Consider the following 13,725-nt stretch of genomic DNA (forward strand, 5'->3'; position numbering starts at 1 on the left):
CCTGGCATGGATGGGGAATGTTAGGCATATATTTAGTAAACGAAAAACATCTTCAATGGCCATATTACACTTGAGGTGGAAACGATGCCCGGGGACACCACCGTCTATGTTGACATGCTTTTTCTTGTTAATTTTCTGCTAGATTTTATTGTTCTCTGGGCAACGGCGCGGCTGGCGCAGATCCGTGTTTCACCCTGGCGCCTGGCTGGTGGAGCATGCATGGGAGCTCTGTACAGTGTGCTCGTTCTCCTTCCCAGTCTTGAGCGGCTGTCCACCTTTGAACTGAAATTTCTTGTCTCCCTGGTGATGCTGCTGTCAGTTTTTGCGCCTGTCTCCTGGAAGAAGTTCGGGCAGGCTCTGCTCTTTTTTTATCTCGTAGCTTTTACTATGGGAGGAGCGGTATTTGGATTCGCCTATTTCATAACCGGCAGCAATATTTCTAAGGCACTGGGCAGTTTTACCATGGACTATTTGTGGTTGATCGTGGCAGTAATAACTGCGGGGTTATTGGGCAAGTACGGAATGCCTTATTTAAAAAAGTCGTTATTACAGGATTTGTTAAAGGTGCCTCTTGAGATAACCGTTCAGGGCCGGCAGTTAAAGATTTACGGTTTGGTGGATACGGGAAATCAGCTCGTCGATCCTGTTACGGGGATGCCCGTTATCATCGTTGAATATGGTGTTTTAAGCCCTCTGTTGCCGCCTCAACTTAAGGAACTTGTCAGTGGTGGAGGGGAATTCAATCTGTCCAAGTTGGCGGATGTGGTTCCCGAAGAGGGAACTGTTCCTCCTTTTCGCCTAATACCATTTACGACTATTGGTAAGCGTCACGGCTTGTTGATCGGCTTTCGACCTGACGAAGTAACGGTCTATGTTGGGGACAGAAAGATACGTAAAAGGGACGTTATTATCGGCATTTACAATATGCGATTGTCCCCTCGGGGCACCTACAGGGCGCTGTTGCATCCTGACCTGTTACAGGCGGCGGCTAATTAATTAATCCGTAAGGAGGGGGTTTGATGAGGGCTGTTGTCAACTGGTGTTGGGTTCTCCGGCTTCGTTTGATCGGAATTTTAAAGAGAATAAGGTGTTCTGCCCACATTTATTACTTGGGGAATCATGAAGCACTACCGCCTCCTTTGACCAGTGCTGAGGAGATGACGCTGATAAACAAGCTGGAAACTGGTGATATTAATGTGAGAAATGCCCTCATTGAGAGGAACCTCAGGTTGGTTGTTTACATTGCGCGGAAGTTTGAAAACACCGGGATAGGTATTGAAGATCTCGTTTCTATCGGAACAATTGGTTTGATTAAGGCCGTCAATACCTTTAATCCGCAGCGCAAGATTAAACTGGCCACTTATGCATCGCGCTGTATAGAGAATGAGATTCTGATGCACCTGAGGCGCAACAACAGAACGAAGGCCGAGGTTTCCTTCGACGAACCTCTCAATATCGATTGGGACGGTAATGAGCTGCTGCTCTCGGACGTGTTGGGGACGGATAATGACGTGATTTACCGTCATCTAGAGGAGGAGGTCGACCGCAACCTCCTGCACACTGCCGTGAGCAAGCTGTCGCCGCGGGAGCGCAAGATCATGGAACTCCGCTTCGGGTTGCGAGGAGCCAGGGAAAAGACACAAAAGGAGGTTGCCGATCTGTTGGGAATTTCTCAGTCGTATATTTCCAGGCTGGAAAAGCGCATCATCAGGCGTTTGCGTAAGGAGATTTGTAATTACGAATGAAAAGAAACGGGAAGAGGCCTCAATGTCAGATGACTAGGGGGCTTCTGAAGGCATCTCCTGAAATGAAGTTTTTCGTTAGATCTGGGAATGACGGTTGGTCTTCCCGGATTTTATTTTGCCGTTCTTATCCCCTGTCTGTCTTGGTGTAAGCACGGTATAATTTGATACTTCCCCGGTAATAATGAAAAACGACCAAACGATCCTTGGGGAGGATGCGGGCGGAATGGTTAACAAAGTAGAGATCTGCGGTGTGAATACGGCCAAGCTTCCAGTACTGAGCAGCCAGCAGATGGAGGAATTGTTTCGCCAGGTGAAAGCCGGTGATAAAACCGCCCGGGAAAAGCTTATTAAGGGAAATTTGCGCCTGGTTCTCAGCGTTATCCAGCGTTTTACCAATCGCGGCGAATATGTAGATGACCTCTTTCAAGTGGGGTGTGTTGGTCTTATCAAAGCCATCGATAACTTTGACTTAAGCCAGAATGTAAAGTTTTCTACCTACGCCGTGCCTATGATCATCGGGGAAATTCGCCGCTATCTTCGGGATAACAACCCGATTCGGGTGAGCCGTTCGTTAAGGGATATTGCCTATAAGGCAATCCAGGTTAGGGAGGTGCTGCTCAACAAGCATTCCCGGGAGCCGTCTCTCAACGAAATCGCAGATGAACTCAACCTGCCTCGCGAAGAGGTTATTTTTGCGATGGATGCCATCCAGGAACCGGTCAGTCTTTTTGAACCTATTTATCACGACGGGGGAGACCCCATTTACGTGATGGACCAGATCGGGGATGAAAAGAACCAGGACAGCAACTGGTTGGAGAAGATTTCTATCAGAGAGGCGCTCCGCAAGTTAAACAACAGGGAGAAGATGATTCTCACCATGCGCTTTTTTGAAGGGAAGACGCAGATGGAGGTGGCCGAAGAGATCGGTATTTCGCAGGCCCAGGTTTCCCGGCTGGAGAAAGCGGCCCTGAATCACATGCGGAAATACATCTGACAGGAGAGGTTGTTATGATGAGGCGCGAGATCGGGATTTTGCTCTTACTAGGATTTTTGGGAATGGGTGCACTGTTTAAGTACCTCGATTGGGTTCAGGTGACAAAGGCATTTACGGCCAACAACCTGATCAGGCTGCATGTTATTGCCAACAGCGATGAGCGAAAGGATCAGGAAATAAAACATCTGGTTCGCGATCGGATTGTTGAGGCCTTGCGAGATCAGTTGTGTCGGGTGAACAGCTACAGTGAAGCGCGCGATGTTGTAAGAAGGAGCCTTTCTTCTCTGTCTGATATAGCTCGAGAAGTGGTTACAGCAGAGGGCTGCTCCTACCCGGTGCGGGTTGAATGGGGACGTTTTCCCTTTCCTGCAAAGTCCTACGGAAATCTCACGCTGCCGGAAGGGGAATATGAAGCAGTAAGGTTGGTGTTGGGTGAGGGAGAAGGCTCTAACTGGTGGTGTGTGCTTTTCCCTCCCCTGTGCTTTGTGGACATTTCCGGAGAGACATCGGAATTTGAAGAAACGGCTGTTGAGACTTTGACCCAGGATACGAGGCAAGGGGATGGGGAACGAAAGGACAACACTAATAAACCGGGCTTGAAGTTTCGCTTTTTCGAATATCTCCAGCGTGACGATGGGTATCTGGCAAGGATCATGAAATTTGGAGAGTGAAATGTTAAGCACAAACTGCAACCTCCTTTCATATATTATTTGAGGGAGGTGGCAGCGGTGATTAAAATATCAGAACTGCGACTGCACGATGTGATTAATATTACCGATGGCAAGAGATTGGGAATGATCAAGGATATCGATATTGACGTGGAGACAGGCCGTATCAAAGCCTTTATTTTGCCCGGTGCAACGAAATTATTTAGCTTCTTGAGTAAGAGCGAGGAGATCGTAGTACCGTGGGAGAAAATCGTTAGAATCGGGGTGGATGTAATTCTGATAGAGCTTTCATCTGGGGGGCAGCCGGCCGCTAAATAGAGTGGATATGGAGCGAGCGCAATCTAGGTGTTGATAACACCTGTTTTTTGTTTTGTGGGGTCAGTGATAGAAAAATGCTGCAATGCTATTTCCGAAAGGTATATTTTTAAGCTCTTGTCCAAAAGACAATTGAGACCCCCAAAATCGGAACTTTAGCAGGATATCTCCACTATATGTTGTGTGATATAATTTAATTGACTCTATATATGGAATTGTTTGGTTGGATTTGTGTGAAAGAGAGGGTGGCAATGCGCTGTCCGTTTTGTAAGACGGGAGAATCGCGAGTTGTGGATTCCCGTTCATTGGACAATGGTTCTACCATCAGGAGGAGAAGGGAATGTTTTTCCTGCGGAAGGAGATTTACGACCTATGAGCGCCTTGAAGAGATACCGCTTTGGGTGATCAAAAAGGACGGAAGGAGAGAGCTGTTCAGCCGGGATAAGATCCTGACCGGTATCATGAAAGCCTGTGAAAAAAGGCCTACGGCCTTGGAAACCCTATCCGATATGGTCGATGAAATTGAACGGGAGCTTAGAGAACAACCCGAAACAGAAGTCTCCAGCAAGGTCATCGGACAGATGGTTATGGATCGGCTGTTACAGCTGGACAAGGTGGCCTATGTAAGGTTTGCTTCTGTTTACCGGGAATTCAAAGATGTGGGAGAAATCCTTGACTGCCTGGAAGAGTTAGGGGTCAAGGAGGGTAATTAATAAGAGAGAGGAGATTCACCTTGTTTACTAAGATCAGAAAAAGGGATGGAAGAGAAGTACCATTCGATGACACCAAAATCACCGATGCCATCTTTAAAGCAGCACGTGCCGTTGGAGGGGAGGACAGGGAGACCGCGGTTTCCCTTACCCTGGATGTCCTGCGGATGCTGAAAGAAAAATACAACGGTCAGGTCTTTAGCGTAGAAGACGTCCAGGACGTTGTGGAAAAGGTGCTGATCGAGAGGGGACATGCCCGCACCGCCAAGGCTTATATACTTTACAGGGATAAGCGCACGCGCATTCGCGAGGCTAAGACAGAACTGATGGATGTGGTTGAAGAGATCATTAAGGAAACCGATCGAGACAACGCCAATGTGGGCAATTCTCCTTCGGCTAAGATGCTGCAGATCGCCAGTGCCGCCAGCAAGAACTACTACCTGAACAGGCTGCTTGATGAAGACTTTTCCCTAGCCCACAGGCGGGGGGATATCCATATTCACGATTTGGACTTCTACGCAACAACCCTTAATTGTCTGCAGATTCCTCTCGATGTTCTGTTGAAGAATGGGTTTGATAACGGACATGGCTATATCAGGCCGCCAAAGCGTCCTTCCTCGGCAACGGCTCTGGCAGCAATTATTCTGCAAAGCTCCCAGAACGACATGTACGGGGGACAGTCCTTCCCTTTCTTCGATCGGCAGATGGCACCTTTTGTTGAAGGTGCTGATGACGATGAGGTTTATCAGGCAATGGAAGCCCTCGTGTATAACCTGAATTCGATGCACAGCAGAGCAGGCTCGCAGGTGCCGTTTTCATCCTTAAATCTGGGTACGGATACTTCAGAGGCAGGGCGCAAGGTAACCCGTAACCTTTTGCTGGCTTACGAGGCTGGTTTGGGGCATGGAGAAAATCCCATTTTTCCCAATGTGATCTTTCGGTTGAAGAAGGGCGTTAACTTTGAGAATGGAGATCCCAACTACGATCTCTTTCAGCTGGCTGTGCGCGTGGCCAGCAAAAGGCTGAATCCGACGTTCAGTTTTATGGACTCTTCCTTCAACAGAAAGTACGGAGACCAGGTGGCTTATATGGGCTGTCGCACCAGGGTGATGGCCAACCGCCGGGGGCCGGAGGAGACTGCCAGGAGAGGAAACCTCTCCTTCACAACGATAAACCTGCCGAGGCTGGCAATCAAAGCTGAGCGCAATATGAAGCTCTTTTATTCTCTGTTGGACGAGATGGTGGAACTCGCCATCAGACAGCTCTACCATCGCTTTAAAGTGCAGTGCAGATTGCGGGTTAAGGACATTCCCTTTGTCATGGGGCAGAGGCTCTACATGGGATCTGAAGATTTAAAACCTGAGGACTCTATAGAGCCGGCCATCGTCAATGGAACGCTTTCCGTGGGAATAATCGGTCTGGCGGAGACCCTGGTGTCCCTTACAGGCTACCATCACGGCCAGAGCGAGGAGTCCCAGGCGGTAGGGCTGGAAATCGTGAAGCACATCCGTGAAAAGGTGAACGAAGCCTGTGAGCGTTTTGACTTAAATTATACCTTCCTGGCCACACCTGCGGAGGGGTTATGCGGGAGGTTTATAGCGTTGGACAGGAAAGAATTCGGGATCATCCCCGGTGTTACTGATAAGGAGTACTATACGAATTCGTTCCACATCCCCGTCAACTATCCCATCAGCATTTTCGATAAGATCAGGATAGAGGGGGAGTATCACAAGTACTTCGATGCCGGCCACATCAGCTATGTGGAGCTGGCCTCCCCTCCGCAGCATAACCAGCAGGCGGTGGAGGCTATCATCAGGCACATGGCGGATTGTGACATGGGTTACGCAGGGATCAACTACCCGGTGGATTTTTGCTGTGGATGTAATTTGCTCGGTGTTATCAACGAGTCTGTTTGCCCGCGCTGCGGTTCTTCTGAGATTCGCCGCGTGCGCCGGATCACCGGTTACTTGAGTACTGTTGATCGCTTCAATGACGGCAAGCTGGCGGAGTTGCGCGACCGGATAACACATTTTCAATAAACAAGTTCTGGTGATCTTGGGTGACCTCTTCCTTGATCGAACGACTCCCACAGATTGTCGTTGCCGGTAGGCAAGAGGCGGAAGAAGTTCTGGCGAGGGTGTCCGCATCCAGGGGGGCCTCCTTGCAGATAGATGAAGTTGTGGTCCCCGCGCTGGGGTGCGGGGTGCTCGGGGGGAAAGGAGAGGGGGAAGGACTGCCCTGGTACAACCGCCTGCTTTATGGTGACAATCTGATCATTATCGAAGCGCTCCTAGCCGGTGACCCGCCGACAGGTCTTCCCTCGCTCCGCGGGAAAGTCGATTTGATTTATATCGATCCCCCATTTGCCACCAACGCGGGTTACCGGGTTTGTCGCACTTTACCGGGCTTCGGCGAAGGGAAGCCTTTTCTCCTGGAAATGAGGGCTTATAGCGATTGCTGGGAGGACGGCCTGGCCGGATATCTGCGGATGCTCTGTCCCAGGCTTTTCTTGATGAGAGAACTGCTGAGTGAGAACGGTTCCCTGATCATCCACCTGGACTGGCATGCTGTTCATTATGTCAAGGTCATGCTGGATGAGATCTTCGGGCAAGAGAATTTTCGCAATGAGATCGCCTGGTGCTACGGAGGTGGAGGAGCGCCCCGGAGAACCTATCCTAAAAAACATGACCTGATATTGTGGTACACTAAAGGATCGAACTGGACGTTCAACAGGCAGTACCGCCCTTACACGAAGGGTACCCTGGAGCGGGGTTTAACGGCCGTCAAAGGTAATAAATATGAATTGAGAGCGCAGGGAGCAGGGTTGGACGACTGGTGGGCGGGAAGTGAGGTGCAGAAGATCTTAAGCCCAACAGCGGTTGAGAACTTAAAATTTAGCACACAGAAGCCGGAGGGACTGTTGAAAAGGATTATTGTGGGGCATTCCAATGAGGGCGATCTGGTGGCGGATTTTTTCTCCGGGACAGGCACCACTGCTGCGGTTGCTGGAAGGCTTGGGCGGCGCTGGATCGCAGTGGACATCAGCAAACAGGCGCTGATGATTTCTTATAAGCGCTTGGTGGCTGAGGAAAGCGGTCCCTTCATTTGCCAGTCGGTAAGGAACCACTCCGGAGCGTTCTTACAGAAGGCTTCTGTCCGGGGGGCTGGAGAGAAGGATCTCGTCCTTTTGGTATTGAACATATTTGGTGCCGTTCCTTTTCCCGGATGGCATCACAGTGAGGATGCCCTTGGGTATCTCGAAAACGGCGAGAGCCTGGTGCTGGTTGCCTCACCCTCCCGGCGAATTGACCGCCTCTTCCTGAAGAAGGCCTGCGAGCTCAAAAAGTCGCTGCCGGGAGAGTGGGAGAAGATCGTCGTCCTGGGGTGGGGTTTGGATGATGAGGCTCTCGACTTTCTGGAGGAGCACAAAAGGGAAACTCTGGAGGTTCTGATCATCGCACCGGAGCTTCTTAATGAAGGGAGATTCTGCCCAAAAGAAAGAAATTTGCTTCAGAGAAGGGGGTTATACTTTCTACCGCCAGCTCGTCTCACCCTGAAGGAGCCATTTGTCAAAAGATATTCTCATGATCACGAAGAGATTATCATCGAGCTGGATGATTATCGCTTGCTGGCCTCTGATTATCTGCCGGTGAGCGGTGAAGCAGAGGAGAAGGTACGACGGCTCCTGGAGAAAGATCCGCTCGCCCTGATCGAATACTGGAGCGTTGATCCCGATTACGATGGTAATTATTTCTGCAGCAGATGGCAAAACTGGCGCAAAGGCAAGGAGCGCCGGATTCGGTCGGAGGCTCGGCTGATTGTTCCCAGGGTTGAAGGAATCAGGAGGATAGGGGTCAAAGCGGTGGATGTCTTCGGTTATGAGAGCAGGGCGTATTCTCTAGTGTGTTCTAGTGAGCAAAAAATAACATGAGAGCGGTGGGCTGCATCTGGCCCGCAGCCGTGGGGTAGGAGATGTGAAATGAAGCTGCGAATTGCGGGTTATGAACGGGAAAGTGTGGTCGACGGGCCGGGGATCAGATTCGTTATCTTTGCTCAGGGTTGTCCTCACCGCTGCAAGGGGTGTCATAATCCGGAGACATGGGATTTTTCCGGAGGGCGGGAGGTGACCGAGGAAGAACTCCTTTCGATAATAAAAGCGACCAAACTCTTGAGGGGGGTTACCTTCTCCGGAGGGGAGCCATTTGCTCAGGCGCAGGCCTTCGCCTCCTTGGCGGAAAAGGTCAAAGGACTGGGGTTGGATATCGTTACCTATACGGGATATACTTTTGAAGAAATCTTAGAGATGGCTCAACATGACCCGGATAAAAAAAGGCTTCTGGAGCTGAGCGATCTCCTCGTAGACGGCCCTTACATTGAAAAAGAAAGGGACATATCCCTGCCCTTTCGGGGCTCCCGGAATCAGAGATTGATTGCTGTAAAAGACTCCCTGGCTTTGGGAAGGGCCGTTGTTACAAGTATATAACATTATCCATTCCCAAGGGTTGTTGGTGTCATAAAATTTTTAAAATAACCAGATGGAGGAACAAGGCAAAGGAAAAGCCACGGATAGTCAAGGCATTCCTAGCGGAAAACCGTGGCCCTGTGATGAAATGGGATTCCGGTTGTGTAAACAAGAGCAGCTCTCTTACTTGATCGTTTCGGAATTCGAAAAAAGAGGGGCTCTGGCAGTATTTACCACACGGCATGGCGGTGTCAGCGAGGGACCCTATAAGTCTTTGAATCTGGGGCTGCACACAGGTGATGCATCCCAGATTGTGGCCACCAACAGAAGGCTACTCTATGCTGCCCTGGGAATACGGGAGAGCAGGGTTTTTACACTCAACCAGGTGCACAGTGACAGAGTGGTGGTAATCTGGGATGAGGATGACCTGCAGCAGAAAAAAGGCTCCGCTGCCGATGCAGCGGTCACGCATCTCGAGGGTGTCGTCCTGGTCTGCTTTTTTGCCGACTGTCAGGGGATCTATGTTTTTGATCCGGTAAACAGGGTTATCGCTCTGGCACATGCGGGCTGGCGCGGAACAGTTGCAAGGATTGCGGAGAAGTGCCTGCAGATGATGAACCGGACTTACGGGAGCAGGCCCGGCGACTGTCTGGCAGCCCTTTCACCTGCGGCTGGGATTTGCTGCTATGAAGTGGGGGATGATGTCTGTTCGGCGATAAAAGAAGCGTTTCCGGGGGAGTGGAAGAGACTTCTGGCTAGGAATAGGAACGGGCGCCTGCATTTTGGCATTACTAAGGCCAATCTCCTGGTTCTCCAGGAAGCAGGTGTCCTCAGGAATAACATTATCGATGGCGGTTTGTGTACCATTTGCCGCCAGGATCTCTTTTTTTCGCATAGGGGGAGCGGTGGTACGACCGGAAGAATGGCTGCGTTGCTGAGTTTAATGTAAAGGAGGGATAGAGGTGAGTTGTCGCTGTTGCGGCGGAGAGGGTTTGGATCGTCCCCGGAAGGCCGTACTGAAAGTTACCGGGATGAGCTGCAACCACTGCAAAAAAGCGGTGGAAGGTGCTCTTCGAAAGCTGGATGGCGTTCAAGATGTCCAGGTGAAACTGGAAGAGGACTTGGTTGTCATAAAGTATAATCCACTGGAGGTGGGTCTTCCAGAATTTCGCGAGGCCATAGAAGAAGCCGGTTATGAGGTGCAGGAGTAAATGGCGGGACATCCTGTTGGCCTGCGCAGGGTGAGGCAGAGGAGGAAGGCTGTTAAAAAAAAGGTGGCCAGCCTGACGGGACGCTTCCTTATTTTCTTATTAGTTGGGGTGTCGTTATTCTGGTTTGGAAAGCAGCTGTATGGATTCTGTATCTTTCAGATCATCAGTACCGTTCAGGCAGAAAGAGGTGTGCTCGAGGACACCTATGGAGCGCAGGGACTGCTACTGCTTCAGGAAACAGTTGTCAGGGCTCCTGCAGCGGGGAAGGTTGTTCCGCTGGTGAAGGAGGGCGATCGGGTTCCAACTGGAAAGGCGGTTGTCCGCCTGGATCCGCATCCGGACCTGGCTGCGGAAAGCAGGAGCAGGGAGCTGACAAGCCCCTGTCCTGGAATTGTCAGCTTTCACTTTGACGGCTGGGAAGGCGCCTTAGACAGGAATGACTGGGAAAGCTACGATCCTCTACAGCTTTTCGAAAGCCTCGATAAGCAGGATGGCAGGCTCCAACAAAAGGATGAGGTGCGCTGCACAGGAGAGCCGGTTTTTAAAATTATCGACAATCTGGTAAACCCCTACATGTTTCTCAGGTTAGAATCCGGCTCTCGACTCTCTTTTGAAGAAGGCGATTTGTTGAGGCTGGAATGGGGAGATTCGGGGAAAGGCCGGATGAAGGTGCTTTCTCTGATCCGCAGAGGTGGAGCTTATTATGCCGGAGGGGAATTGCTGGCTGCGAGGCCTTTTCCTGTAACCCGTCGAATGACGTTTAGGGTCATTTCCAATAGCTTCGAAGGGGTTGTGCTCCCTACCTCAACCCTAGTTAAAAACGGAGGTGTTACAGGGGTTATTACCAAATCTCCTCTGGGCTTATCCTTCAAGAAGGTTGATGTGGTTGGGGTTGTTGGCGACCGCGTGGTTGTGAAGGGGATTGCTCCGGGAGTAAATGTGGTTACCAATCCGCGACTTGCTTCAATGATGATGGGAGAAATTTAAACTGCAACGGAAGGGATCGGCGGATAAATGCCGAATTGGGAAAAGGAGGCATTAACTTGACTGGTACTCTGAAAGAGAGGATAGCGAAAGTTCACCAGAGAATTGTCGCAGCCTGCAGAAGGGCGGGACGGGACCCATCTGAAGTCAAGGTAGTAGCCGTCACCAAGATGGTTGCTGCCGAACATTTAACAGATGCTTTAAACTGCGGCCTTACCGTTTTTGGTGAAAACCGGGTTCAGGAATTTTTAAAGAAATATGAGGCCATCGGGAAGGCGGCGGAGTGGCATTTGATCGGCCACCTCCAGAGCAACAAGGCCAAGTATCTGGTCGGGAAGGTGGCCCTCATTCATTCTCTGGACAGTCTGAAGCTGGCCAAACTGCTGGATAAGCTGAGCGTTGCCCATGGGGCTCCCTGGAGGGTGCTGGTGCAGGTTAATGTTTCCGGTGAAAAAACAAAGTTTGGCCTTTCTCCCGAGGAAGTTCCCGGTTTCTTGGATGCGGTTCAGGATTTGCCTGGGATAGAGATTTGCGGTTTAATGACTATGGCCCCTTACGAAGAGGACCCGGAGAGGACGCGTCCGGTATTTCGCAGCCTGCGCCAGCTGCGGGATGAAATGGCCAGATCGAGACACTATTTGAACCTGGAGCATCTTTCGATGGGTATGACCAACGATTTCGAAGTTGCAGTGGAAGAGGGAGCAACAATGGTCAGGATCGGTAGCGCCCTGTTCAGTGATTATTATAATTGATTAAGGAGGGAGCCTTTTTTGAGCAGCTGGTATGAAAAACTCCTGGATCTTTTAGGGCTTTCCGATAAGGATGATGGAGACCTGGATACCTCCCCTCAGGACTTTGAAGAAGAGTTCAGAGGGCATAAGCGGGCACCTGTTGTGAGCATTCACACTTCCCCGGAGGTCAAAATTGTTGTTGTAGCGCCTGCAAGTTTTGAGGAGGCGGAAAAACTGGCGGGACATTTGAAGAGCCGTAAACCGCTGGTTGTTAATTTTGCCAATGCCTCGCGAGAGATCGCCCAGCGCCTTTTGGACTTTTTAAGCGGAACCGTCTACGCTTTAAATGGTAATATGCAAAGGATCGATAAGGAGACCTTTCTCTTTGTGCCTAGCAATATCATTGTGTGCTCCGAGGGTGTCGGGAGCAACCTGCGTGAGCAATTACATGTCAAGATTGATTGAGGGGGAATGAAAGATCGCTAGTCAAATGAAAGTAGCTGTCATCGGAGCGGGAGCAATGGGAAGTGCCCTGGTGACGGGATTTCTCGAAACAGGGCTTGTACAGCCAGGCGATTTGTTTGTAAGCGATCCTGACGGGGGCGCCCTTGCCGCCCTTGGGCAGAAACATCCAATTAACACGGGGACTGATAACAAAGAAGCGGTGCGCTTTGCGGATGTAGTTATACTTGCCGTTAAACCGGCCGTTGTCAAACCTGTTCTGAAAGAAGTCGCGCCCTTTATTACAACAGAGCATTTAATTGTATCCATAGCCGCAGGGGTTAGCCTGTCCGTTTTAGAAGAGAGCGTTCCTGCGGAAGTTCCCGTAGTCAGGGTCATGCCCAACATCCCTGCACTGATAGGAGAAGGGATGGCTGCTATTGCCCTGGGCAAAAATGCAGGGGCAAGCGAAAGAAAAACAGTGGAGACCTTATTCGCTGCCGTCGGCAAAGTAGTCACCCTGTCGGAAAAGGATCTGGATGCCGCAACGGGACTGAGCGGCTGCGGTCCGGCATTTTTGGCCATTATTCTGGAAGCTCTGGCAGACGGGGGAGTCAAGATGGGGCTGTCCCGGCAGCTGGCCATGGAACTGGCTGCCCAGACGATGATCGGTACTGCCAGGATGATCCAGGTCACCGGAGAGCACCCTGCGGTTTTAAAAGACCGTGTTTGTTCTCCGGGAGGGAGTACCATCTGTGGGGTGCACGTCCTGGAGGAGGGCGGGCTGAGGGGGATCTTGATGGGTGCCGTCGAGGCAGCAGTGAAGCGTTCCGGCAAATTATGTAAGTAAAGGAAGTTCGAACCTATGGATGGCAATTTTGTTATTGGTATTATTTCTATTGCAGTTGAAATATATATCTGGTTGATTGTAGGGCGTGTGCTGCTGTCCTTTTTGCGGCCACGCACCTATCATCCTATATTCCGTTTTATCTATGAAATTACCGAACCTGTTCTTGCCCCTCTCCGGAGAATTCTGCCTCCTGCTATGAATATCGATTTCTCTCCGTTGGTGGCTATTATCATCCTGGAGATCGTTAAGGCGCTGTTGATCTCGCTGTTGCGCAATTTTATCTAGGAGTGAGTAGGATGTCGTGGCTTTCTTCTTATGGCTGTGGTGTGAGGATTCAGGTCAAGGTGCAGCCGCGTGCCTCCTGTAACGAGGTAGTCGGAATTACAGAAGAATATCTGCGGATCAGGTTAACTGCCCCTCCTGTCGACGGGAAGGCAAACAAGCAGCTGGTTAAATTTTTGGGGCAGCTCTTCCGCTGTGGAGCCGGAAAAGTGAGAATCCTACACGGTACGAGCGGGCGCTGCAAGCTGGTGGAAATTGATGGGATATCTGAAGATGACGCCAGGAGGCTGGTAAAAAACTGTTTCCGAACCGAGGTATAACCGGTTGCCGTC

Annotated in this window: 17 protein-coding genes; all 17 read left to right on the forward strand. The window is 50.6% G+C overall.

Features of this window, described 5'->3' with window-relative positions; all coding sequences use genetic code 11:
* Positions 1 to 84 precede the first annotated feature (84 nt).
* The 17 genes from spoIIGA to TPH_RS06465 all read left to right on the forward strand — a co-directional run bounded on the left by spoIIGA (position 85) and on the right by TPH_RS06465 (position 13,713).
* Positions 85 to 996 (forward strand): sigma-E processing peptidase SpoIIGA, encoded by a 912-nt coding sequence (gene spoIIGA / locus TPH_RS06385; RefSeq protein ID WP_015050373.1) that lies wholly within the window; start codon positions 85 to 87, stop codon positions 994 to 996.
* A gap of 23 nt (positions 997 to 1,019) precedes the next feature.
* Positions 1,020 to 1,745 carry an RNA polymerase sporulation sigma factor SigE gene (gene sigE, locus TPH_RS06390; protein ID WP_015050374.1) on the forward strand — a complete coding sequence of 242 codons (726 nt, stop codon included), beginning with the start codon at positions 1,020 to 1,022 and terminating at the stop codon, positions 1,743 to 1,745.
* Positions 1,746 to 1,968: 223 nt separating this feature from the next.
* The gene (gene sigG / locus TPH_RS06395; protein ID WP_015050375.1) at positions 1,969 to 2,739 is read left to right on the forward strand and encodes an RNA polymerase sporulation sigma factor SigG; all 771 of its coding nucleotides are present in this window, start codon (positions 1,969 to 1,971) and stop codon (positions 2,737 to 2,739) included.
* Between the two features lie 14 nt (positions 2,740 to 2,753).
* Complete coding sequence (gene spoIIR / locus TPH_RS06400) at positions 2,754 to 3,410, forward strand: stage II sporulation protein R (protein ID WP_015050376.1); 657 nt, start codon at positions 2,754 to 2,756, stop codon at positions 3,408 to 3,410.
* Positions 3,411 to 3,467: 57 nt separating this feature from the next.
* Entirely contained in the window at positions 3,468 to 3,725 is a 258-nt protein-coding gene (locus TPH_RS06405; protein WP_015050377.1) for a YlmC/YmxH family sporulation protein, read from the forward strand.
* 248 nt (positions 3,726 to 3,973) lie between these two features.
* A complete protein-coding gene (gene nrdR / locus TPH_RS06410; protein ID WP_015050378.1) occupies positions 3,974 to 4,435 on the forward strand; it encodes a transcriptional regulator NrdR in 462 nt (153 codons plus the stop codon).
* A 20-nt stretch (positions 4,436 to 4,455) separates the two neighbouring features.
* Entirely contained in the window at positions 4,456 to 6,471 is a 2,016-nt protein-coding gene (gene nrdD / locus TPH_RS06415) for an anaerobic ribonucleoside-triphosphate reductase (protein WP_015050379.1), read from the forward strand.
* A 32-nt stretch (positions 6,472 to 6,503) separates the two neighbouring features.
* Entirely contained in the window at positions 6,504 to 8,363 is a 1,860-nt protein-coding gene (locus TPH_RS06420; RefSeq protein ID WP_158502665.1) for a DNA methyltransferase, read from the forward strand.
* A 48-nt stretch (positions 8,364 to 8,411) separates the two neighbouring features.
* Entirely contained in the window at positions 8,412 to 8,915 is a 504-nt protein-coding gene (nrdG, locus tag TPH_RS06425) for an anaerobic ribonucleoside-triphosphate reductase activating protein (RefSeq protein WP_015050381.1), read from the forward strand.
* Between the two features lie 166 nt (positions 8,916 to 9,081).
* A complete protein-coding gene (pgeF, locus tag TPH_RS06430) occupies positions 9,082 to 9,843 on the forward strand; it encodes a peptidoglycan editing factor PgeF (protein WP_015050382.1) in 762 nt (253 codons plus the stop codon).
* A 13-nt stretch (positions 9,844 to 9,856) separates the two neighbouring features.
* Positions 9,857 to 10,105, forward strand: coding sequence for a copper ion binding protein (locus TPH_RS06435; protein WP_015050383.1), 249 nt, complete (start codon positions 9,857 to 9,859; stop codon positions 10,103 to 10,105).
* The gene (locus TPH_RS06440; RefSeq protein WP_015050384.1) at positions 10,106 to 11,092 is read left to right on the forward strand and encodes an HlyD family efflux transporter periplasmic adaptor subunit; all 987 of its coding nucleotides are present in this window, start codon (positions 10,106 to 10,108) and stop codon (positions 11,090 to 11,092) included.
* Positions 11,093 to 11,148: 56 nt separating this feature from the next.
* Positions 11,149 to 11,841: a YggS family pyridoxal phosphate-dependent enzyme gene (locus TPH_RS06445; protein ID WP_015050385.1), complete on the forward strand. Its 693-nt coding sequence runs from the start codon at positions 11,149 to 11,151 to the stop codon at positions 11,839 to 11,841.
* Positions 11,842 to 11,859: 18 nt separating this feature from the next.
* A complete protein-coding gene (locus TPH_RS06450) occupies positions 11,860 to 12,285 on the forward strand; it encodes a cell division protein SepF (RefSeq protein WP_015050386.1) in 426 nt (141 codons plus the stop codon).
* A 25-nt stretch (positions 12,286 to 12,310) separates the two neighbouring features.
* Entirely contained in the window at positions 12,311 to 13,111 is an 801-nt protein-coding gene (gene proC, locus TPH_RS06455; protein ID WP_028991005.1) for a pyrroline-5-carboxylate reductase, read from the forward strand.
* A gap of 15 nt (positions 13,112 to 13,126) precedes the next feature.
* Entirely contained in the window at positions 13,127 to 13,396 is a 270-nt protein-coding gene (locus tag TPH_RS06460) for a YggT family protein (protein ID WP_015050388.1), read from the forward strand.
* 11 nt (positions 13,397 to 13,407) lie between these two features.
* On the forward strand, positions 13,408 to 13,713 hold the full coding sequence (locus tag TPH_RS06465; RefSeq protein ID WP_015050389.1) for a DUF167 domain-containing protein: 306 nt from the start codon (positions 13,408 to 13,410) through the stop codon (positions 13,711 to 13,713).
* Positions 13,714 to 13,725 lie beyond the last annotated feature (12 nt).

This window comes from Thermacetogenium phaeum DSM 12270 (assembly GCF_000305935.1).
Classification (GTDB): domain Bacteria; phylum Bacillota; class DSM-12270; order Thermacetogeniales; family Thermacetogeniaceae; genus Thermacetogenium; species Thermacetogenium phaeum.

Coding starts and splice junctions, on each gene's coding strand:
- spoIIR (WP_015050376.1), top strand. CDS start 2,754: ATGATGAGGCGCGAGATCGGGATTTTGCTCTTACTAGGATTTTTGGGA.
- proC (WP_028991005.1), top strand. CDS start 12,311: ATGAAAGTAGCTGTCATCGGAGCGGGAGCAATGGGAAGTGCCCTGGTG.
- nrdG (WP_015050381.1), top strand. CDS start 8,412: ATGAAGCTGCGAATTGCGGGTTATGAACGGGAAAGTGTGGTCGACGGG.
- TPH_RS06460 (WP_015050388.1), top strand. CDS start 13,127: ATGGATGGCAATTTTGTTATTGGTATTATTTCTATTGCAGTTGAAATA.
- sigE (WP_015050374.1), top strand. CDS start 1,020: ATGAGGGCTGTTGTCAACTGGTGTTGGGTTCTCCGGCTTCGTTTGATC.
- nrdR (WP_015050378.1), top strand. CDS start 3,974: ATGCGCTGTCCGTTTTGTAAGACGGGAGAATCGCGAGTTGTGGATTCC.
- TPH_RS06465 (WP_015050389.1), top strand. CDS start 13,408: ATGTCGTGGCTTTCTTCTTATGGCTGTGGTGTGAGGATTCAGGTCAAG.
- spoIIGA (WP_015050373.1), top strand. CDS start 85: ATGCCCGGGGACACCACCGTCTATGTTGACATGCTTTTTCTTGTTAAT.
- TPH_RS06440 (WP_015050384.1), top strand. CDS start 10,106: ATGGCGGGACATCCTGTTGGCCTGCGCAGGGTGAGGCAGAGGAGGAAG.
- sigG (WP_015050375.1), top strand. CDS start 1,969: ATGGTTAACAAAGTAGAGATCTGCGGTGTGAATACGGCCAAGCTTCCA.